Genomic DNA, 19,553 nt, shown 5'->3' with positions numbered 1-19,553 from the left:
CTCGAACGACTTAGTCAAGTAAGTAACTTGGATCCCAGTCAACCGTCATTGTGCCTTGCCCAAGATCAACCTCCAACACAACCTCATCAGTATAAGGAATGAGTATTTCGGGTTCACCGTCATTGATACTCTTGCAAACCAATACGTCATTGGCACCGGTTTCAAGAATCGACTTTATCGTGCCAATGGTATTGTCGGCATTGCTTACGGTTAAACCGATAAGTTGTTGCCAATAATACTCACCATCCGGCAGCGGTGGTAAATCGCTCTGCTTAACCAGTATGCGCTGACCATTGAAGGCCTGCGCTTGGTCACGATCATTAACACCGTCAAACTGAGCCACCATACCTTGCCCCTGCTCTCGGCAATTTAATACTGAGATAGGGCTTGGTTCGTCTTTAGAGCGTGGCGCCTGCAAGTACCACGTCTCATACTGACCTATATCAGCGCGCTGTCGAGTGTAAGAGTGAAGCTTAATCCAACCCTTAACACCCCAGACGCCAACTATTTTTCCGAGCTCGACATACATCGTTTTAGCACCAGATCAATCAGCGTTAATGACACAAAGTCAGTGTCTTTAATTAACTATTACTCAGCTGCTGCTTCTTCTTCAGCAGCAGGTGCCGCTTCTTCAGCAGCCTCTGCGTCAGCTGCTTTTTTTGCTTCAGCTGCGGCCGCTTCTTTAGCTTTCACGCCTTCGGCTTCAGCTTTCTCTGCAGCCGCTTTTTTGGCGTCAGCTGCGGCAGTCAATTTAGCTTTCTCAGCTTCGATTGCTTCAGGACCTTTAGCAAATTGCTTTAATAAGTTGGCAACACGGTCTGAAGGCTGTGCACCTTTGCTAATCCAATGCTCAACACGATCAGTGTCGATGCGTAACCGCTCTTCGCCACCAACGGCGCGAGGGTTGAAAAAACCAACACGCTCGATAAAACGGCCGCGTGGTGAACGACGTGAATCTGCAACCATAATGCCGTAGAAAGGACGTTTTTTGGCGCCGCCACGTGCTAAACGAATTGTTACCATAATAATAAATGCTCTGTTGTCTTAAAATGCTCGCCGACTTGATTTATATCAGCCAGCAAATGTTAAACGTTCTAATTGTGCAGGATTCAACATAAGTGTTAACCCTCACAAGGCGCGCGATTTTAGCCCTTACTGCATCGAAAGAAAAGGCTTTTACAGTAAAATCGCCAAATATCTAACAGATTAGCCCTGTTCCGCTTAGATGAGCCGAACCCTATCACGTAAGCGATTAATAGGAATAAGAAATTTCACAATTTGACTGACATGACCTTGTGTTGATAGCAACAGCCTCATAGAATTCGCGGCCACTAAGCGCTGTTTACTGCTTATTACCTCAGATTACGTCGGAACTCCTATGTTTGAAAACTCCTCTGCTCTGCGCAGCAGCTTGAAAAATGATATTTTATCCGGATTAACCGTTGCGTTGGCACTGGTGCCCGAAGCCGTTGCATTCGCGATCATTGCTGGAGTCGAACCATTGGTTGGCCTGTATGCAGCCTTTATGGTAGGTCTAATTACGTCGATATTCGGCGGCAGGCCTGGCATGATTTCAGGTGCAACAGGCGCCATGGCCGTGGTAATGGTCGCATTAGTAGCTAGCCATGGCGTTGAATACTTATTCGCCGCCGTTGTGCTCACCGGCATAATTCAGCTTGCCGCCGGCGTACTGCGTATTGCACGCTTTATTCGCTTAGTTCCACACCCGGTTATGTTGGGTTTTGTAAACGGTTTGGCGATCGTAATCCTGTTAGCACAACTTGGACAGTTCGGACAACCAGGCGAAATCGGCTGGGCCGCAGGCACATTCTTGGAAGGTAGCATTCTAGACGTCGCTTGGTTGCCAACCAACCAACTTACCATGATGTTCGGCTTAGTATTCTTGACCATGGCTATCATCCACTTTCTCCCAAAGTTGACCACATCTATTCCTTCGTCACTGGTCGCTATTCTGGTTGTCTCGCTGGCCGTAGTAGGTCTTAATATAGATACAAGAGTCGTTGGTGACATTGCCTCCATCGCCGGCGGCTTCCCTACATTGCATATCCCAGCAGTGCCGATGTCATTCGAAACACTCAGGGTAATCTTTCCTTATGCAGTGGTGTTAGCGGCAATTGGCCTGATTGAGTCTTTATTAACGCTACGCTTAATCGATGAGATTACCGAAACCCGCGGCAACGGCAACCGAGAGTGTATAGGCCAAGGCTTAGCCAATACTGTCACCGGCTTTTTCGGCGGCATGGGCGGTTGCGCAATGATTGGACAAAGCATGATTAACGTTAATTCTGGCGGTCGCGGACGACTCTCTGGCATTACTGCCGCCTTGTCTTTACTCGCATTCATTCTCTTTGCCTCGAGCCTGATCGAACAAATACCGATTGCAGCATTAGTCGGCGTTATGTTTATTGTTGTGATCGGCACGTTTGAGTGGAGTAGTTTTCGAATTATCCGACGCGTCCCAAAACAAGACGCATTCGTGCTCATCACAGTATCGGCAGTAACCGTGTTTACTGACTTAGCGGTGGCAGTGGTCGTCGGCGTGATTATTTCAGCCCTCGTATTCGCATGGAATCACGCTAAAGAGGTACGCGTAGAAAAACGCGAGAATCGCTATGGTTCGCATTACTACACAGTACATGGACCATTATTCTTTGGCTCAACTGCAAAATTTTCTGAGCAGTTCACGCCTCGCGATGACAATAACGATGTCATCATCGACTTTGCCGATTCACGCGTGGTGGACCATTCTGGGATCGAAGCAATTGATGCGCTTGCCATGCGCTATAAAAAGAACGGCCGCAGCCTCCACCTAATTCACCTCAGCCGCGAATGTAAAAAACTACTTAAAAAGGCTGGTGACATGGTTGAAGTTAATGTGGTTGAAGACCCAAATTACTTCGTTGCAATTGAAGATGCCGACTGGGGCGATGAACCAATGGTGAATTAAGCAGCAACGCTAAGCGACAGATTGCTTTACCATTAAACATTTATAAGCAAACTTGAGGCATTTATATATGACAGCTAAACAAGGCTTTATTTACCTACTAATTGCGTTCGTGGTCTTCGTTTTTGTTCAATCACTGTTCTTCAAGTTTAGTGGCTCGCCGGAAACTGAAATCATCTTTTCGACGATCGCCAATTGGATGAGTTCGATTGGCTTAGGCGCGATAGCACCGACTTTTGAAAAATACGGCGCGTATATAGTCGGCACTGTTGAGTTAATTGCCAGCGCGTTGTTATTACACCCTAAAACCCGAAGACTCGGAGCGCTTACTGGGCTTGGCGTGATTTCAGGCGCAATCTTTTTCCACCTGGGCACGCCATTGGGCGTAGATCGAGTTATTAACCAAGCTGGTGACACCGATGGCGGAGTTTTGTTTTATATGGCTTGCGGCGTTTGGCTTAGCTGCGTACTGATCCTTGCTTTGAGTAAGCGGCCAAATAAAGCCTAACAACAAATTTCAGCTCTGGAAAAATTATTGTCAAAATCACCCCACAGGGTGAGGCAGACCGGTTAGCACTTACCTATTATTACTTCAACAGCAAGGCATCAGGACGATGCAAATCAACATAGAGGTTAACTTGCTGGGTATAAAAGCCGGTTTGGAACAAATGCCAAACCGGCTTTTTTCGACTAGTTTTAACGGATATCCTTTATCGCTTAGTTTATTAGCAAGCTTGGCTTCCAAACCTATGCAATAACTGAAACACACAGTGTTCGAGCATGCATAAACCTATCCCGACTTCTAAAATGGCATTCCGCCACCACCCGGTGGAAACTTACCGCCCATGCCCGGCATGTTGCCCATACCACGCATCATTTTCATCATCTTTCCTTTGCTACCCATTTTTTTCATCATCTTCTGCATTTGCGTAAACTGCTTAAGCGTTTTATTCACGTCTTGAATTTGGGTACCCGACCCAAGCGCGATCCGTTTCTTTCGCCCACCCTTAATCAAGGCCGGGAATTGCCGCTCTTTAGGTGTCATTGAATTGATGATCGCCACACTTTTATTCATATCCCCCATCATGCCGCCCATTGCGCCAGTTGGAAGATTAAGATTTCCCATGCCAGGCAGCTTGCCCATAAGGCTTTCAATGCCGCCCATATTGTTCATCTGCGAAACTTGATCGCGGTAATCTTCTAAATCAAAGCCCTTACCTTTTTTGAGCTTATTAACTAATTTTTCCGCCTTATCTTTATCAACCTTTTGCTCAGCTTCTTCGATAAGGGTCATCACATCACCCATACCAAGAATGCGCGATGCAATCCTGTCCGGATGAAAAGCTTCAATCCCGTCGATCTTTTCACCTATACCAAGGAACTTAATCGGCTTACCGGTTACTTCTCGAATTGACAGCGCAGCACCACCTCGCGCATCACCATCAGTCTTGGTCAAAATCACACCGGTTAACGGCAAGGCATCATTAAACGCCTTCGCGGAAACTACCGCGTCTTGCCCAGTCATACTGTCGACCACGAACAGTGTCTCAATCGGATTGGCCGCAGCATGCACGCGTTGAATCTCCGTCATCAACTCAGCATCAACGTGCAAACGACCAGCGGTGTCAATGATTAGCACATCCATAACGGCATTTTTAGCCGCCGTTTTTGCGCCATTAACAATGTCGACTGGGTTCTGATCAACCGAACTCGGATGATAGGCCACATCAATCGAATCAGCCAAGGTCTTTAATTGTTCAATCGCCGCGGGACGATAAATGTCGGCGCTCACCACCATCACTCGCTTGCCTTCGCGCTGCTTAAGAAGATTCGCTAACTTTCCAACAGTGGTGGTTTTACCTGCTCCTTGCAGGCCTGCCACCAAAATTACGGCGGGCGGAGTTTGTGCAAGATTCAATGCATCATTGGCCGCGCCCATTAGGTCAACCAGTTCATCCTGAACAATCTTGATCACCATTTGACCAGGATTCAGGCTCTTTGAAACATCGACGCCGACAGCGCGTTGCTTCACCTTACCGATAAACGTTTTGACCACCGGCAAGGACACATCAGCCTCAAGCAATGCGATTCTAACTTCGCGCATAGCATCAGCGATATTGTCTTCAGTCAGGCGCGCTTGGCCACGAATTTTTTTAAAGGTGCCTTGAAGGCGGTCACCTAATTGCTCAAACATAGTTAATCATTGGCTACGGAAACAGGTGTGATATTCTACTCGGACTAACTGCAAATCGCACCCATTGAACTACTTAAACCACGCGCAAATGTATTCTTCTTGGCTAATCTATGTCGCCATTGCCTTCTATTCAGTAGCCACGTTACTGATTGCGTCGCATATTCGTACGACACGCCCACTTCCAGCACAAGATTCCTCAACCGGCAGAATACGCGCCGCGTTCGCTCTGGCATTGGTCGCTTGCGCATTACATGCAGCTGCGGCGTTTCAAGTCGGCTATCAAAGCGGCTCGTTAAATGTAAGTTTGCATTCAATGACCTTAGTAGTGAGCGCATTCGTCGTCTCCATTTTTATTCTCGGCGGTCTCGCACTACCAATACGTCGACTCGGGGTCTTAGTTTTCCCGTTGACCATCCTATGCTTGGTATTTGCCTTATTGTGGGATGAAGCCCCTAGCGCGATAGCATCACGCGGCAAAGCGTTTACACTGCATATATTGATATCAATCTCCGCATACGCACTACTGGCCATCGCCTCGGTGCAGGCGTTACTGTATGCATATCAAGAGCGACAGATTAAGCATCGCGCAAACCCCGCAATGCTAATGGCCTTACCGCCGTTGCAAACCATGGAAATATTATGGTTCAGACTCGTCGCAATGGGTTTTGCACTGCTAACACTGACACTTGCCAGCGGCGTATTTTTTAGTCAGCAGATCTTTGGCTACGCATTTGCGTTCAAGCACCATACCGTGTTCGCATACCTTGGCTGGATCGTATTCGCCATTTTGCTCTACAAGCGACTACGCTTCGGCTTACGCGGCGCTCAGGCCGTGACGTGGACCATGGGCGGCTTTCTATTAATACAAATTGGTTATTTTGGCACCAAAATTGTGTCGGAACTGTTGGCAGTACAGTAAACTAGCGCGCATTCATACGAACTCGACCAAGCAATTAATTAGCTGTGAAAATCACTCGAAATCCGACCCGTGAAGTTGCCATTGGCACGCGTTTTATTGGGAATAACCACCCAATTTTGGTGCAAAGCATGTGCGCAACTCGCACTCAAGACATTGACGCCACCATCGCGCAAACCAACGCATTGCATGAACGCAAGGCCGGAGTTGTTCGGATTGCCGTGGACAATAAAGCCGATGCTGCGGCATTAGCTGAAGTACGTAAAGCCACTAACGCCACATTGTCGGTAGATCTACAAGAGAACTACCGAATGGCTGAACTAGTTGCACCGCACGTAGACAAAATACGCTACAACCCTGGGCACCTATTTCACCACGAAAAAAGCAAAACCTGGCAGGAGAAAGTTCAGTATCTAGCCGAGGTTGCTGATAACAATGATTGCGCTATGCGGGTCGGGGTAAACTGTGGCTCCGTTGATCCAGAAAAATTATCGAAATATGATCCGCGTGATTCGGTCTCGCCAATGCTACATAGCGCACTGGAACATTGCGACTTTCTTGATTCAATTGGCTTTACTCGCTACTGCGTATCACTAAAAGATTCAGACCCTCAAAAGGTAATTAGCGCGAACATTCGATTCGCTGAGTCACGTCCTGATATCCCTCTGCATCTAGGTGTTACTGAGGCCGGCATGCCACCGATGGGGATAATTAAAACCCGCATCGCATTTGAGCAACTTATCAGCCGCGGAATCGGCGATACGGTACGCGTGTCGTTAACCCTGCCCAATAACATCAAAGCCGATGAAGTAGATGCTGGCCACGAGATCATCGACGATATCTACGCTGGTAGAGTTCGTAGCGTTGTCGCGTTCGACCCAAACAAGCTAAATATTATTAGCTGCCCTAGTTGCTCGCGCGTTGAAAACGAAGCCTTTATTGAGTTGGCGCAAGACGTCAAAGAAATGACGGCCTATGCCGAAGAACACAAAATCACCATCGCGGTAATGGGTTGCCGCGTCAATGGCCCCGGTGAAACCGACGATGCCGACTTAGGCTTATGGTGCGGACCTCGACAAGTCAACCTTAAGCGACGGGGCGAAAAACTTGGCGCATTTGGCTATGACAAGATTCTCGGTAAATTAAAATTGGAATTGGATGCATTAATTGAGAACCAATTGCCTAAATAACATCACGAAACCAAAGCACTAGCATTAAGCATAGGCTCATAAATCGAGATTCGAACCGGCAACCTCACTTCAATAGCCAATACTTAAAACAAAAAAGGGGCACATTAAGCACCCCTTTTTTGTTTAAGTCGTAAGTCCTAGAGAGCGCCTAACCTTTAGTCGCGTTAAAATCTCCATTTAACGTGACGTCAAAATTAAGTCCACCGCTAGTACAATTGCCATCACCCGAAATAGTGCCCGTCGCCGTGGTACCGTCAACTGTGCCGGTGTAAACAACCGAACCAGTACACTCATCCACATTGATGTCTAGGTTACCAGTAAACGCGCCATCGTTACCGACATTGGCCGTTGAGGTTTCTTCTGGGCTGTCGCCATCAAAGCGTATCGTAGCATCTGAATTCACGGTTATGGTTATATCGAACGAATCACGTTCAGTAATTCCGAGCGCTTCGGCCGTGACATTCAATGACCCCGCATAAACCCCAACAAATTCAGCCGGAAAACTGCTACCAGGAGTCTCTGGATTGGTTGGATCAGGCATTCCGCCAGAATCGCTATCGCCATCATCGCAGGCAGACAATAAAAGACACGACAAGAAGGTAATTAATAATTTTTTCATAGGTAGTTTTGAAACGGAATTAGGTCTCTTAGAGTTTAAAGTTAGGCCTAAGCGCAACCGGCTTTAGTGTAAGCCCAAAAACGGCGCCGAGTTGGGCTTTAAGAAATGACAGAAGAAGCAAGCCTAACAAAATTTAGCGTGCTTTTTAAGGCAAAAAAACGTTGTTATTCAGGGTGTTAATAAAACAGGTTCAGCATTATCAGCATCACTGTTAAAAACAGCACTGTCATACCAATACCTGCTCGCATAAAATCTTTAACTTTATAGCCAGCTGGGCCCATAATCAGCGCATTAACTTGATGCGTTGGTATCAGAAAAGAGTTCGACGTCGCCAGCGCCACAGTGAGTGCAAAGATCGCCGGGTTAGCGCCTACGCCAAGGGCCATCTGAATCGCCAATGGCACCAGCAATACCGTCGCTCCCACATTAGACATCACCAAGGTGAAGACCGTCGCGATAACCGCCAAGAACAACTGTATCACCCAAATAGGTAAGCCATCCATGACTGCCAACGCGAGCGACGCTAAATACGCCGCCGCGCCAGATTGCTGCATTGCCATTCCTAATGGAATCAAACATGCCAGCAGAAATACGGTTTGCCAAGAAACCGCTTCATAGGCTTCTTCCATGTCGAGCACTCGTCCCAACACCATGCCAACAGCACCGACCATTAATGACAATGCTAATGGTAAATTGCTGAACAACACTAAACCAAGCGCAATCACAAACGCCACCGAGGCATTACGTAACTTATTAGTGCGAAACTCTTCCTTAGGAAAATCCGTCACCACCGCAAAGCGTTTATCTTTGGCGACTGAAATCATGTCTTGCCAACGACTATGCACCACCATGGTGTCACCAGCTTGTAGCTTCAGCGCAGAAAGCTGATCGTCGATCACCGTATCAATTCTAAACACCGCTAATACTCGCATCCCAAATCGCTTCCGAATGTCATATTCAGAGATGGTCTTATTTATTAGGTCTGAATCTGGCGGTATTACGATTTCGGCAATACCCGCGGTGGTGGGATTGAGTGCGTCAGCGAACTCATTTAAAAACGGACTAATCTCGAGATGATGAACGTCGGCGTAATTCGCTATTTCCTCACGCGCGCCCATAATCGCCAGCACCGAACCTTTCGATATCAACGCGTCTTGAGCTGGAATAATTTGAATCGACTCACTGTTCTTAATGCCCAGAATCCAGCCGGACCGGCCATGCGCTTGCACTTCACCGAGCCGTAACCCAGCTAAGTCGCTGTCGGGCGTCACGGTGACTTCAAAGATACGGCCATCAATGCCATAAACATCACGGTAATGTTGCAGATTTTCCGTTGTCAAAGCTTGCTTCTCAGCCGTAGGCAGAATTTTTTTGCCGAATAACAGAAAGTAAGCGATACCGGTGGTTACTAGAGCGAGACCAACGGGCGTGACTGAAAACAGCCCAAACTGCTCCATTGGAATGGCATTGTCGGGAAAATGCAGATTAGCGCTTTCAATTAGGTCGTTGAGTAGAATCAGCGGACTGGACCCAACCATCGTCATGGTGCCGCCCAAGATCGCGCAAAAGCCCATTGGCATCAACAGACGGGATAGAGGGATCGCTGTACGCCGTGAAATACGACTAGCGACCGGTAGAAATAAAGCGGCCGCACCGATGTTCTGCATAAAGCTCGAAATATACGCAACGCAGACCGACAACACGAAAGTGATACGTGATTCAGTTTTGCCCGCGCGCTTTAGAATTTGCGCCGCCATCACGCCCATTACGCCAGTCTTATCGAGTCCAGCGCCAATAATCATAACCGCGATAATAGACATCACAGCATTACTGGAAAATCCTTCAAACAGCTGATAGGTCGGCACTAGGCCACCATTAAACGCCTCAATTTGCGACGAGAGCCCCAGCAAGACCAACACCATCAATGCCACCACATCAACGCGAACAACCTCAAACACAAACATCGTCACGGCAAACCCAAGAATCCCAAGAACGGCAATTATTTCTGGCGTTAGCGCGACTTCTAACATGCTATTTATTTAAATTTAATTTGTGGTTGATTACGTTTCAAATACTAACATAGGCTCGCTTTTGCAAGTGTAACTATCCGTAAAAAGTCTGACCTGCCATTCAAACATTTAGCAAATTTGCAAGCCGAGAAAGAAAATATAGCGCTTGAAACATACCGTATGCTTGCTCTTATAATGACGGTTCCACAAAAATAGTAAGACTCATCTTATGCATCTTGACCCTCATGCGATCTGGGCTCTCGGGCTAACCGTTTTTGCCTTAGTTCTATTTACTCGCGAACGAATACCTCTTGAGACGTCAAGTTTAATGGTGATAGTGCTGTTAGCGATTAGCTTTCAGGTTTTTCCGTATCACAATAGCGCTGGACAAACCCTAAGCCCGATTGTTTTCTTCGCTGGTTTCGCGCACGAAGCATTGATTGCCGTCTGCGGCTTAATGGTGGCAGGCTATGCATTAGTGCGCACCGGCGCTCTTGACCCGATCGGACGCGGCCTAGCCAAGTTATGGAGCTTTAGTCCGATGTTATCGGTACTCATAACGTTAGTGGTCTCAGCTATTCTCAGCGCCTTTGTTAACAACACACCTATTGTCGTACTGCTGTTACCAATCATGCTGAATGTGGCCGTTCGCACCAAGAACTCCCCTTCAGGTATCTTGATGCCAATGGGGCTAGCGACGCTACTCGGCGGCATGACAACGACTATCGGCACCTCCACCAATTTACTAGTGGTTAGCGTCGCAGCGGACATGGGCTTAGAAGAAATCGGCATGTTTGACTTTTTCTTGCCCGCGGCAATGGCGGGCTCAATTGGGATTCTCTACTTGTGGTTGATCGCACCAAAGTTATTACCCAACCGAACCCCTAACTTGGAAGATAGCGGTCCGCGCATTTTTACCGCTCACCTACATGTCAAATCAGGGTCTTTTGCCGATGGAAAAACCCTAACGGATATTATTGAAAAAACCGAGGGCGCGATCCAAGTATCTGGTATTCGACGTTCGGAAAACACTTTCACCGTACCGCTGCCAGACGCCAAAATCCGAGCTGGTGATCGCCTGCTAGTGCGCGACACTCCGGCACAATTAAAAGAATATGAACGCGTGCTAGGCGCGACGCTCTATTCCAAAGGACATGAGGTTAGTGACGACAATCCTTTATCCGAAGAAGAGCAACATTTGGCCGAATTGGTAATCGACCGCGGCTCACCGATGATTCACCGAAGCTTGAACGAAGTTCACTTTTCAGACGTCTACCAATTAGTAACGCTAGCGATTCACCGCAAAGGTAAAGTGCTCGAGAATATGCCGCAAGGCATCGCTCGCACACCGTTACGTTTGGGCGATATATTATTGGTTCAAGGCTCAAACGAAAGCATTGAGGAAGTAAAGCGGCGCGGCCATTTTCTAGTGCTCGACGCAACCACAGCACTGCCTTCAACTAAATACGCCAATACCGCGATCGGCATTATGGGTTTAACCATTTTAATGGCCGGTTTGGGCATTGTGCCAATTGCAATCAGCGCGGTAGCTGGGGCATTGGCAATGGTATTAACCAATTGCTTAAAGTGGCAAGACATTCAGCGAGCACTGAGCGCTCAGGTGATTCTTATTGTGGCCGCAAGTTTGGCACTCGGCACCGCGCTCACTCAAACTGGTGCCACTGTCTATGTTGCACATGAATTTGTTAGTCTCACGGCGGGTATGTCAGACCGGGTTATTTTCTCCGGCTTAATGCTACTGATGGCGGTGCTGACCAACATCGTGTCTAATAACGCCGCAGCGGTAATTGGAACCCCGATTGCAATCAGTATCGCGACCCAATTAGGCCTACCACCCGAAGCATTCGTGCTGGCAGTGTTGTTTGGCGCAAACATGAGCTACGCAACCCCCATGGCGTACCAAACCAACCTACTGGTAATGAACGCTGGTGGTTATACGTTTATGGACTTTGTTAAAGCCGGCGTCCCGTTGACGTTGATAGTGTGGTTAGCGTTTAGCTTTATCGTACCGATAATGTATGGCTTTTAGCTCGGCGTCGGAGACTAATTAAAAATCAGGCTCAATAAGAAAGTAGCGCCTAATTGCAACCTCTACTGATTGAGCCTGCAATTAGTCTTGCCCTCTTATCATTTGCCACAGCTCTCTACCTTTTACGCGCGCTTCATCACCCTTTGGCCGATTTGTAGTCCACGTTACGTGCTGATTATTCGCGGCGCTTGGATCTAATACAATGCCCCACATTCCCGTCACTTGGTTCGGAATCAATGAGTAGCGCACATCAATAATCCGCGCTGAATTAGCTGGGTCAATGCCCAAATGATCATTTGAAAACCAAGCGAAACGCTCGACATCTCTAGCTTGCTGGCTATCCTTCAGCAACCACGGAAAGTGTTGATCCAGCACGACCTTAGCGGTCGCGACACCAGGGTAAACCTTGACGTTAAATCCCACGCGTACGGCATCGATATAATACTGACCGTCGTGAAGATAAACGCTTTTCCAAACCAACAAATTGGCGAAGCTTGGTTTAACCCCCAGCTGCGTCGGCTGATGTCCGCGCTGTTCAGCTAAACTTGCAGCGACCAATGTTGCTCGCTGTTCTTGCAGTAAGCCAGCCCCAAGATACGCGACTGCATATGTGGCACCGATGACCGCCGCAACTCTAGATCGGCGCAGCACCGCCACGCACATAAAAATCAGCAATGGTACGGTGAAAAGTGGATCAATCACCGACACCGTATTCCACGCAACTCGTGCATCACTAAAAGGCCAGAATAATTGTGTACCGTAAGTTGTACAGGCATCCAATACAGCATGCGTTGCATACCCAGCAAAACAATATAAATAGGTTCGAGCCCAACTCAATTGAGCACGCCGCACAAATCGAGACAACAAAAATCTCAAGCCGATAGCACAAATCAAAGCGCCGACCGGAATAAAAACCAGCGCATGGGTAAAGTGACGATGATACTCAAGAAACAACAACGGATCGGTTGTCGAGCTAATCAACACATCAAGATCCGCCGCCATGCCAGACAAAAAACCTAGCGCCGCAGCCAACCCAGCCTCAGCTCGCCGAGTAACCAATTGAGATGCCGAAACCCCGACAATGCCTTGAGTTAACGGATCCATATTAAATCATCGTCTTTAGTCACTGAGTTCAACTTGATCACCGATTGCTCAATCAAGAGAAACCAACGTTACTTCCAAGCCGTCGAGCTCATCATCCAACTCTATTTGGCAAGATAAACGTGAGCGCTCAGGATGATACGCATCGGAGTCGATAATCAACATTTCTTCGTCTTCCTCAATCGGCGGCAAATCGAATTCTCCACCATTCTGTACATGCACATGGCAGGTAGCGCAAGAACATGAACCACCACACATTGCAAGAATGTCGTCATATCCTTCGTCACGTAGAACTTCCATTAAGCTCCAGCCCGATTTGATTTCCACCTGACGGGTTTCGCCGTGTAAGTCAGTCACCAAAATTTTACTCATGTCTACTCTCTCATATTCTCATTCTAAGGAATTATAACGCTATGCCGTCAAAGCAAATGTCCTTCTTCAGCACATGCGATATACTCGCATTCAAGCTCCTTACGGGGCAACCGAAAGATTGATCAAACCCATCACTTTCCTTTACTTTGAGAAGACCATGACTGCTTACAACGCCTTTTACGCCCAATCTGGTGGCGTCACCCCTGTCATCAACGCATCAGCTGCTGGGGTAATTCAAGCCGCCAGTCAGCACCCAGATAAGATCAACAAGGTTTACGCTGGCGAGGATGGCATATTAGGCGCTCTATTCGAAGAACTTATCGACACCAGCATGGAATCTGAAGCTGACATCGAAGCTCTCAAAATGACGCCGTCTGGTGCGTTTGGTTCATGCCGCTACAAACTCAAATCGATTGAAGAACAGCGTGCCGAGTACGAGCGCTTAATTGACGTTTTTAAAGCGCATGATATTCGCTATTTTTTCTACAATGGTGGAGGCGACTCACAAGACACAGCACACAAAGTGTCGCAACTATCCGACTCCATGGGCTACCCAATTACTTGCGTCGGCGTGCCTAAAACCATCGACAATGACCTGCCATTCACCGACTGCTCACCTGGGTTTGGATCTGTCGCGAAATACGTTGCTATTTCTATTTTAGAGGCGTCGATGGATGTAGCGTCAATGAGTTCAACTTCCACCAAAGTATTTGTGATGGAAGTAATGGGGCGCCATGCAGGATGGATCGCCGCTGCAGCCGGCTTAGCCGCTGACGAGCGCGGCTTAGGCCCCGATATTATATTGTTTCCGGAAGTGCCTTTCGATGAAGCTGCGTTCCTCGCTAAAGTCGCCGAGACAGTCAAAAACAAAGGCCAATGCAGCATCGTGGTCTCAGAGGGAGCGGCGTATCCTGACGGTCGTTTTCTAGCCGATTCCGGCGTGCGCGATGCCTTTGGGCATGCTCAACTAGGCGGCGTTGCCCCCGTGGTAACCGGCTTAATAAAGGCATCCTTAGGTTTTAAATGTCACTGGGCGGTATGCGATTATTTGCAACGAGCAGCACGCCATATAGGCTCTAAAACAGATGTCGAACATGCCTATGCATTAGGTCACGAAGCAGTTGAACTGGCGGTTTCAGGTCACAATGCGGTCATGCCAACAATTGTGCGCACCAGCGATGAACCCTATGAGTGGAAATTGGGTAAAGCCCCGCTTGCCGAGGTAGCTAATGTCGAAGAAAAAATGCCGACCGATTATATCTCAGAAGATGGCTTTTTTATAACTGAAGCTTGTCGTCGCTACTTAGCGCCGCTAATCCAAGGTGAGGACTATCCAAGTTATCGCAATGGTCTGCCGGAGTATGTGGTACTGAAGAAATACAAAGTAGCTAAAAAGTTGCCAGCATTTACGTTAACGGAATAACCAGCTAGTAAGATGCAGTGTGCAGCCACGCAATCGCGATAGAGTATCGCGTAGAGGTTAGGCGTGACCCAGGTTTTAGCTACCGACTGCTCTAAGCCGCTTGATTGGCTTAGAGCTTAGGGGCGAAACGCTCTGTGGGTTTTGCCCATTAGATCTTGCTACCAAATTCGCCGCTCATTACCGTTGATTAGCCTTTGTCTGATGAGCCTTTGTCCAATTAAGGTCCAGGGCAACCACCGGGGCCAACTTTGAATATGCCTTCGCATCCACTCTCGCCACCACCGAATGTTGGCCCAAGTGTGACATCACGCACATCTCCATAGCACGTCAAAACGGGCTTTTGGTATGGCTTCCGAGCCGAATTTGTCGAAGCAACATCAGTTTTCTCAACCGAGGCAACAGACATTTTTTCTCTTTTATTATTCATAAACTTACGCATTTTTGTCACTCTGCACCAACTCGCAGAAAATCGGATTGTAGCATACGGATTTCCAGTATTCATAGTATCCGCATCGCCACTTTAAGGTAAGTACGTCAACATTGTCGTGGTCCAGCTCATTAAAGTTACACTGTTTTACATATTTAGACCACTCGGGCGCTGGGCGGGCGAACCATTTATGGTTCTCTGTGTCCGACAAAATTCCGTCACGAATAACACTATCGAAGCTTGTCTTATTGTTACGGGCCAGAAGTTCCGCACTAAGCTCTGGTGCGAACGCGCGCTTCACTATCGGTCGTTTAATACCTTTGTAGTAAAGCTGATCCGCCGGCACCGACATCATAAATTCACACAGGTCACGGTCACGGAACGGGTATCTGCGGTCGATCCCATACTTAGCCTCCAGATAGCGACCTAAAGCCGCATCTTCGCCTGCAAAACCATCAAATACGACCTGCCACTGCTGAGAGCGCCGCGCTTCTCGACTCTCCGCCGCGAGCCAGTGTCGTCGATGTTTAATTGAAGCAGCTACCGACGATTGTAGAATTGGGTTTTGATGGTTTTTTCTCCGTGCGCGCCACGCCACAAATCGCTCCATGCCGGGCAACGGTAACAACAAGTAATATTTAACAACACTCCACTTATTAGGTACCGCCCGCCATATTCGCCGCAGCTCACTCCATGCATCCGAAAGTCGCCCTGCTGCCGCCAACTCAAATAGCAGGGTATGAAAGTGACCATAGAGCAGATCACCGTGAATTCCAGTGAGAATTGTTTTCACCCCAACGGCTTTTGCCTCTTGAAAGGCCGCCTGTTGCCATTCCGAATACGGTATACCAAATGGAAAGACTGGGTTTGTGAGGGTCGAAGCGTCGAGTTGGGGCCAAGTATGGTCGCAGGTAATCGGAACTTGTTGAATACCAAATTGACGACAGATAGGTTCTGAATAGCACCGTTCATCGACATCAGGATAATCATCAAAGGTCCAGGAAAAGGCATAGATCGGCTCACTCACCAACCCTTGCGCCGCAATGGTGACAGGAATAGAATCCAATCCACCACTGAGCAGGCTTCCAACCTTACCGACGCTCCGCATTCGCCGCTGCACTGCTTGTATTAACAGCCGCCGAAATTCACGCGCATACTCTGCGTCACTTAGCGGTTTTCCGACAGACGATTTAGGGGCTTTGTAAAAGCGCTGAAACCTTATATTTTGAGTCGTCGTCGTAACGCATTCACCGGGCTTAAGCGGGATCACGCCATCAATCGTACTGCTCGGCACACTCTCGAGTTCACTAACGACAGTTCGCGCGACTTTTTCTTGGTTTAAATGATAATTTACGCTGCCGTGGGCCACGATAGCCATTTCATAGGTGGCAAATAACAGATGCTCGTCGGTCAGCGCATGACAAAGATAACGCCCGCCCATTGGGTCGCGCGCTGCAATGACCTGATTACGCCGCACATCGAACAACACAAAGACAAATGACCCGATCACGTCGTTTAGCCGAGACTCACCAAACTGTTGGCAGAACCGAAATAGCAGCTGACCATCGCTACGCTGAGTTAACTGCGGATCGTTCAAGGCTGCAATTAACGCGGCGCGATTATCGACACGACCGTCGAATACGAACCATTGCTGCGATTGTGCGTCGTAGAGTGGCTGTACTTCGTCTACCTCCTCGGGAACCGACCACCGCGCTTGATAACCAAGCGCATAATGGTCACACACAACCAGACGTTCGGCATCGTGACCGAACACCTTAATTTGCTGCATCATGCGGGCAGCGCAAGGCTCACTAAATGGAATACCGGAACGGTTGATCGCTACAAAAAATGCACTCATGTAGTGAGTGTAACAGCAGCGCTTAAAATCTGATAAGCACAAAAAAGGGCCGATATGAAACCGGCCCTTTTTATATAGACGCAGCGGCCTAAAACTGTCAGCCGCTTAGAACGTTAATTCGACCCCAATCGATGCAGTTCGGCTTTTGTTAGGCCTAGCACCATATGGTTGACGCCCCATAATATCGCGCTCGTCTGTCAGATTTTCTAGACGACTAAATAGTTTAATGTTGTCTTGCCAATAGTACTGGGCTGCCAAATCCAAAGTGGAGGAGCTTTCGGTCTGTTCAAAGTCTCCACATGAAGCTCTAGTACAGACCTCATCGACATAACTAAGGTTTGCGTTAACTTGCCATTTACCACCTTCGATGCCAAGGGATAGCTGCAGCTGGTTCTCCGGAATATAAGGAATAGGGTCACCTGCGCTTACATCACCAAAAAAAGCCGTGTCAGCGATATTCGTATCAAACTCACCATCGATATAGGTATAGGAGATTAATGTGGTCAGATTAAGGTCATTGGCCAGCGCCACACGGTTGCTAAAAAGCGCTTCGATACCGCGCACTTTTGCAGCATCACCGTTAAAGGCATCACCAACTTCACAACCAGTTCCGGATGACGCTGTGCACTCGCCGAGCAAGTTCTGATAATCACTGATAAAGGCCATCAATTCGAGTCGAGTGTTGTCATTCACATAACGCAAGCCAAACTCAGTATTAATTGCCTCCTCTTCACGAACGCCTGGTGAATTACTCGGCGCAGTAAAGCCTTTGTGCACACCAGCCACTAGCGACAAGCTGTCGTTTAGGCGATATATGGCGCCAAACCCAGGCAACAGAACCGAAGTATGATTCTCGCGGCCATCGCGCACCACTCGATCAACACCGCCGGTAAAACGCGTCCGGTTTTGGTCAATCGATTCATAACGGAAACCCGGGGTAAACACCCAATCACCAAACTCGATGCGATCATAAGCGTATAACGCAACGGCTTCAGCCTGCTGCACTCGATTGCCAGCATTACCAAGCTCACCAACGTCATTTAAAACCAATTTACCGGCCAATTGTTGGTAAGTGCTATTACGTTGTAGACGATCTTCTTCATCTTCGTGGTAACGAATTCCAGCTTCGAGCGTATGCTTAACCTCACCGGTCAAGATCGCCCAATCCATGTTTAACTGTAGACCGCGTGAATAATATTCACGCGCATTACTGCGTAGTTGAATACTACCTGCTGCGGTATCTAGACTACCGTCGAGTATGGCTTGCAGCTGGTCACTCGAAAACCCATCAACTTCATCGTTCAGATTGATAGCCTGAATGATATTTGACCAGCTAGTTTGTGCAAACGCTTGCGCATCATCGCTGCCATCTAGATCCATGCCCTCGGTCTTGAACCAATCACGCTCATGAGTGTTGTTATACGCGGTAGCCGAGAAGCTGAGTGACTCGGAAAATTCAAAACGATATCGTAATATCGCCTGTTCGTGAGCCGTCGAGATTGTATCTAATTCTGAGAGGCCGTAGCGACGATCAGCATCGCGTCGGAAATCAGCGTCAGTCAAACCTAAATAACTCTGATTTGAATCTTGGTCGGCTTTTTGCAATTTAAGCTCCACCGAGTGAGCACTGCCTTCCGGAGCGTACGCAAGCTTTACCATGTAATCGGTGACATCCAAGCCGGTATCAGTAGATGAGCGGTCAACTTGCTGAAACCCGTCAGACTGCCACTGGTGTGCCTCAAGTAGGTACGCAAAGCCTGAGTCAGTACGGTCGCCATAGACGGCATGTACACGGGCGGTGCTGTCCTGCCCGACTTCCATCATCAACTTGCCTTTGCGCTCTGCAGGGATGGCTGTTGAAACCATGTTTAACGCACCACCGATAGTGTATGGGCCCTGCGTGATCGCCGCAGGCCCTTTAACTACTTCGAACGATTGCATGCGTCCAGCGGTCGGAAAATAATAGGCCGAAGGTGCCGAATACGGTGCTGGTGCGATTAACACATTGTCTTCAAGCAATGTGATACGGCCACTGCGTTCAGTTGCCACACCGCGAATGCTGATATTGGGTCGCAGGCCATAACCATCTTCGATCTGGATTGAGACGCCAGGAACCTCACGCGAGATACGCTGAATATCGCTGTACTCGAACTTGTCTAGTGTGGCCTCATCAATAAGGTGAGCCGCACCAGTGATTGTATCAATATCAGCTTTAGAACCGATTGTTACAACTTCTTCCAACGCCTCGGACGCACCGTCAGCACTTGCCAGCACTGGGCACAACATCGCCGCCAGCGCCAGCACAACATTCCTCTTTTGCATGTAAGTAAAGGTAAAGTGTGGGTTATTTGAATAGGCCGCAATATACCGTTACACATTTCCACACTCAACCGCAAATAGGAATAATTCGCATTTATATTTAGATTTAC

The 19,553-nt window shown here is 48.2% G+C and carries 16 protein-coding genes; 6 read left to right on the top strand and 10 right to left on the bottom strand.

The window, feature by feature from the left end; translation table 11 throughout:
* Window positions 1–10: 10 nt before the first annotated feature.
* The gene (rimM, locus tag DFR28_RS13830) at window positions 11–529 is read right to left on the bottom strand and encodes a ribosome maturation factor RimM (protein ID WP_113954972.1); all 519 of its coding nucleotides are present in this window, start codon (window positions 527–529) and stop codon (window positions 11–13) included.
* Window positions 530–588: 59 nt separating this feature from the next.
* Window positions 589–1,023: a 30S ribosomal protein S16 gene (rpsP, locus tag DFR28_RS20085; RefSeq protein ID WP_113954971.1), complete on the bottom strand. Its 435-nt coding sequence runs from the start codon at window positions 1,021–1,023 to the stop codon at window positions 589–591.
* A gap of 355 nt (window positions 1,024–1,378) precedes the next feature.
* Here rpsP and DFR28_RS13820 point away from each other — a divergent pair, with 355 nt between their 5' ends.
* A complete protein-coding gene (locus tag DFR28_RS13820; RefSeq protein WP_113954970.1) occupies window positions 1,379–2,968 on the top strand; it encodes a SulP family inorganic anion transporter in 1,590 nt (529 codons plus the stop codon).
* Between the two features lie 67 nt (window positions 2,969–3,035).
* Window positions 3,036–3,473: a hypothetical protein gene (locus tag DFR28_RS13815; RefSeq protein WP_113954969.1), complete on the top strand. Its 438-nt coding sequence runs from the start codon at window positions 3,036–3,038 to the stop codon at window positions 3,471–3,473.
* 294 nt (window positions 3,474–3,767) lie between these two features.
* Here DFR28_RS13815 and ffh read toward each other — a convergent pair whose 3' ends face one another.
* Window positions 3,768–5,159, bottom strand: a complete 1,392-nt coding sequence (ffh, locus tag DFR28_RS13810; protein WP_113954968.1) for a signal recognition particle protein — start codon at window positions 5,157–5,159, stop codon at window positions 3,768–3,770.
* Window positions 5,160–5,223: 64 nt separating this feature from the next.
* Between ffh and DFR28_RS13805 the strand changes: the two genes are divergently transcribed.
* Together DFR28_RS13805 and DFR28_RS13800 are read left to right on the top strand one after the other, a co-directional pair.
* On the top strand, window positions 5,224–6,078 hold the full coding sequence (locus DFR28_RS13805; protein ID WP_147251022.1) for a cytochrome C assembly family protein: 855 nt from the start codon (window positions 5,224–5,226) through the stop codon (window positions 6,076–6,078).
* Between the two features lie 44 nt (window positions 6,079–6,122).
* Window positions 6,123–7,265, top strand: coding sequence for a flavodoxin/ferredoxin-dependent (E)-4-hydroxy-3-methylbut-2-enyl-diphosphate synthase (locus DFR28_RS13800; RefSeq protein WP_113954966.1), 1,143 nt, complete (start codon window positions 6,123–6,125; stop codon window positions 7,263–7,265).
* Window positions 7,266–7,413: 148 nt separating this feature from the next.
* Here DFR28_RS13800 and DFR28_RS13795 read toward each other — a convergent pair whose 3' ends face one another.
* Together DFR28_RS13795 and DFR28_RS13790 are read right to left on the bottom strand one after the other, a co-directional pair.
* A complete protein-coding gene (locus DFR28_RS13795) occupies window positions 7,414–7,884 on the bottom strand; it encodes a hypothetical protein (RefSeq protein WP_113954965.1) in 471 nt (156 codons plus the stop codon).
* 176 nt (window positions 7,885–8,060) lie between these two features.
* Window positions 8,061–9,914 (bottom strand): SLC13 family permease, encoded by a 1,854-nt coding sequence (locus DFR28_RS13790; RefSeq protein WP_113954964.1) that lies wholly within the window; start codon window positions 9,912–9,914, stop codon window positions 8,061–8,063.
* A 208-nt stretch (window positions 9,915–10,122) separates the two neighbouring features.
* Between DFR28_RS13790 and DFR28_RS13785 the strand changes: the two genes are divergently transcribed.
* Window positions 10,123–11,943, top strand: a complete 1,821-nt coding sequence (locus tag DFR28_RS13785) for an SLC13 family permease (RefSeq protein WP_113954963.1) — start codon at window positions 10,123–10,125, stop codon at window positions 11,941–11,943.
* Window positions 11,944–12,024: 81 nt separating this feature from the next.
* On the opposite strand, the gene DFR28_RS13780 is transcribed toward DFR28_RS13785, so the two are convergent.
* Together DFR28_RS13780 and DFR28_RS13775 are read right to left on the bottom strand one after the other, a co-directional pair.
* The gene (locus DFR28_RS13780; protein WP_113954962.1) at window positions 12,025–13,047 is read right to left on the bottom strand and encodes a metal-dependent hydrolase; all 1,023 of its coding nucleotides are present in this window, start codon (window positions 13,045–13,047) and stop codon (window positions 12,025–12,027) included.
* A 48-nt stretch (window positions 13,048–13,095) separates the two neighbouring features.
* Window positions 13,096–13,416: a 2Fe-2S iron-sulfur cluster-binding protein gene (locus tag DFR28_RS13775; RefSeq protein ID WP_113954961.1), complete on the bottom strand. Its 321-nt coding sequence runs from the start codon at window positions 13,414–13,416 to the stop codon at window positions 13,096–13,098.
* 157 nt (window positions 13,417–13,573) lie between these two features.
* On the opposite strand from DFR28_RS13775, the gene DFR28_RS13770 reads away from it, so the two are divergent.
* On the top strand, window positions 13,574–14,839 hold the full coding sequence (locus DFR28_RS13770; protein WP_113954960.1) for a 6-phosphofructokinase: 1,266 nt from the start codon (window positions 13,574–13,576) through the stop codon (window positions 14,837–14,839).
* A 217-nt stretch (window positions 14,840–15,056) separates the two neighbouring features.
* Here the strand turns inward: DFR28_RS13770 and DFR28_RS13765 are convergent, their stop codons facing one another.
* The 3 genes from DFR28_RS13765 to DFR28_RS13755 all read right to left on the bottom strand — a co-directional run bounded on the left by DFR28_RS13765 (window position 15,057) and on the right by DFR28_RS13755 (window position 19,446).
* Complete coding sequence (locus tag DFR28_RS13765; RefSeq protein WP_170132106.1) at window positions 15,057–15,266, bottom strand: lasso RiPP family leader peptide-containing protein; 210 nt, start codon at window positions 15,264–15,266, stop codon at window positions 15,057–15,059.
* A gap of 4 nt (window positions 15,267–15,270) precedes the next feature.
* A complete protein-coding gene (locus DFR28_RS13760) occupies window positions 15,271–17,124 on the bottom strand; it encodes an asparagine synthase-related protein (RefSeq protein WP_113954958.1) in 1,854 nt (617 codons plus the stop codon).
* A 105-nt stretch (window positions 17,125–17,229) separates the two neighbouring features.
* Window positions 17,230–19,446, bottom strand: coding sequence for a TonB-dependent receptor family protein (locus DFR28_RS13755; RefSeq protein ID WP_113954957.1), 2,217 nt, complete (start codon window positions 19,444–19,446; stop codon window positions 17,230–17,232).
* Window positions 19,447–19,553: the final 107 nt, after the last annotated feature.

Origin of the sequence: Arenicella xantha (genome assembly GCF_003315245.1) — a bacterium.
Classification (GTDB): domain Bacteria; phylum Pseudomonadota; class Gammaproteobacteria; order Arenicellales; family Arenicellaceae; genus Arenicella; species Arenicella xantha.
The sequence above is the reverse complement of the archived record's forward strand: the minus strand, read 5'-3'. Positions and strand labels throughout refer to the sequence as shown.

Coding starts and splice junctions, on each gene's coding strand:
- DFR28_RS13820 (WP_113954970.1), top strand. CDS start 1,379: ATGTTTGAAAACTCCTCTGCTCTGCGCAGCAGCTTGAAAAATGATATT.
- DFR28_RS13765 (WP_170132106.1), bottom strand. CDS start 15,266: ATGAATAATAAAAGAGAAAAAATGTCTGTTGCCTCGGTTGAGAAAACT.
- ffh (WP_113954968.1), bottom strand. CDS start 5,159: ATGTTTGAGCAATTAGGTGACCGCCTTCAAGGCACCTTTAAAAAAATT.
- rpsP (WP_113954971.1), bottom strand. CDS start 1,023: ATGGTAACAATTCGTTTAGCACGTGGCGGCGCCAAAAAACGTCCTTTC.
- DFR28_RS13785 (WP_113954963.1), top strand. CDS start 10,123: ATGCATCTTGACCCTCATGCGATCTGGGCTCTCGGGCTAACCGTTTTT.
- DFR28_RS13795 (WP_113954965.1), bottom strand. CDS start 7,884: ATGAAAAAATTATTAATTACCTTCTTGTCGTGTCTTTTATTGTCTGCC.
- DFR28_RS13815 (WP_113954969.1), top strand. CDS start 3,036: ATGACAGCTAAACAAGGCTTTATTTACCTACTAATTGCGTTCGTGGTC.
- DFR28_RS13780 (WP_113954962.1), bottom strand. CDS start 13,047: ATGGATCCGTTAACTCAAGGCATTGTCGGGGTTTCGGCATCTCAATTG.
- DFR28_RS13775 (WP_113954961.1), bottom strand. CDS start 13,416: ATGAGTAAAATTTTGGTGACTGACTTACACGGCGAAACCCGTCAGGTG.
- DFR28_RS13770 (WP_113954960.1), top strand. CDS start 13,574: ATGACTGCTTACAACGCCTTTTACGCCCAATCTGGTGGCGTCACCCCT.
- DFR28_RS13760 (WP_113954958.1), bottom strand. CDS start 17,124: ATGAGTGCATTTTTTGTAGCGATCAACCGTTCCGGTATTCCATTTAGT.
- DFR28_RS13790 (WP_113954964.1), bottom strand. CDS start 9,914: ATGTTAGAAGTCGCGCTAACGCCAGAAATAATTGCCGTTCTTGGGATT.
- rimM (WP_113954972.1), bottom strand. CDS start 529: ATGTATGTCGAGCTCGGAAAAATAGTTGGCGTCTGGGGTGTTAAGGGT.
- DFR28_RS13755 (WP_113954957.1), bottom strand. CDS start 19,446: ATGCAAAAGAGGAATGTTGTGCTGGCGCTGGCGGCGATGTTGTGCCCA.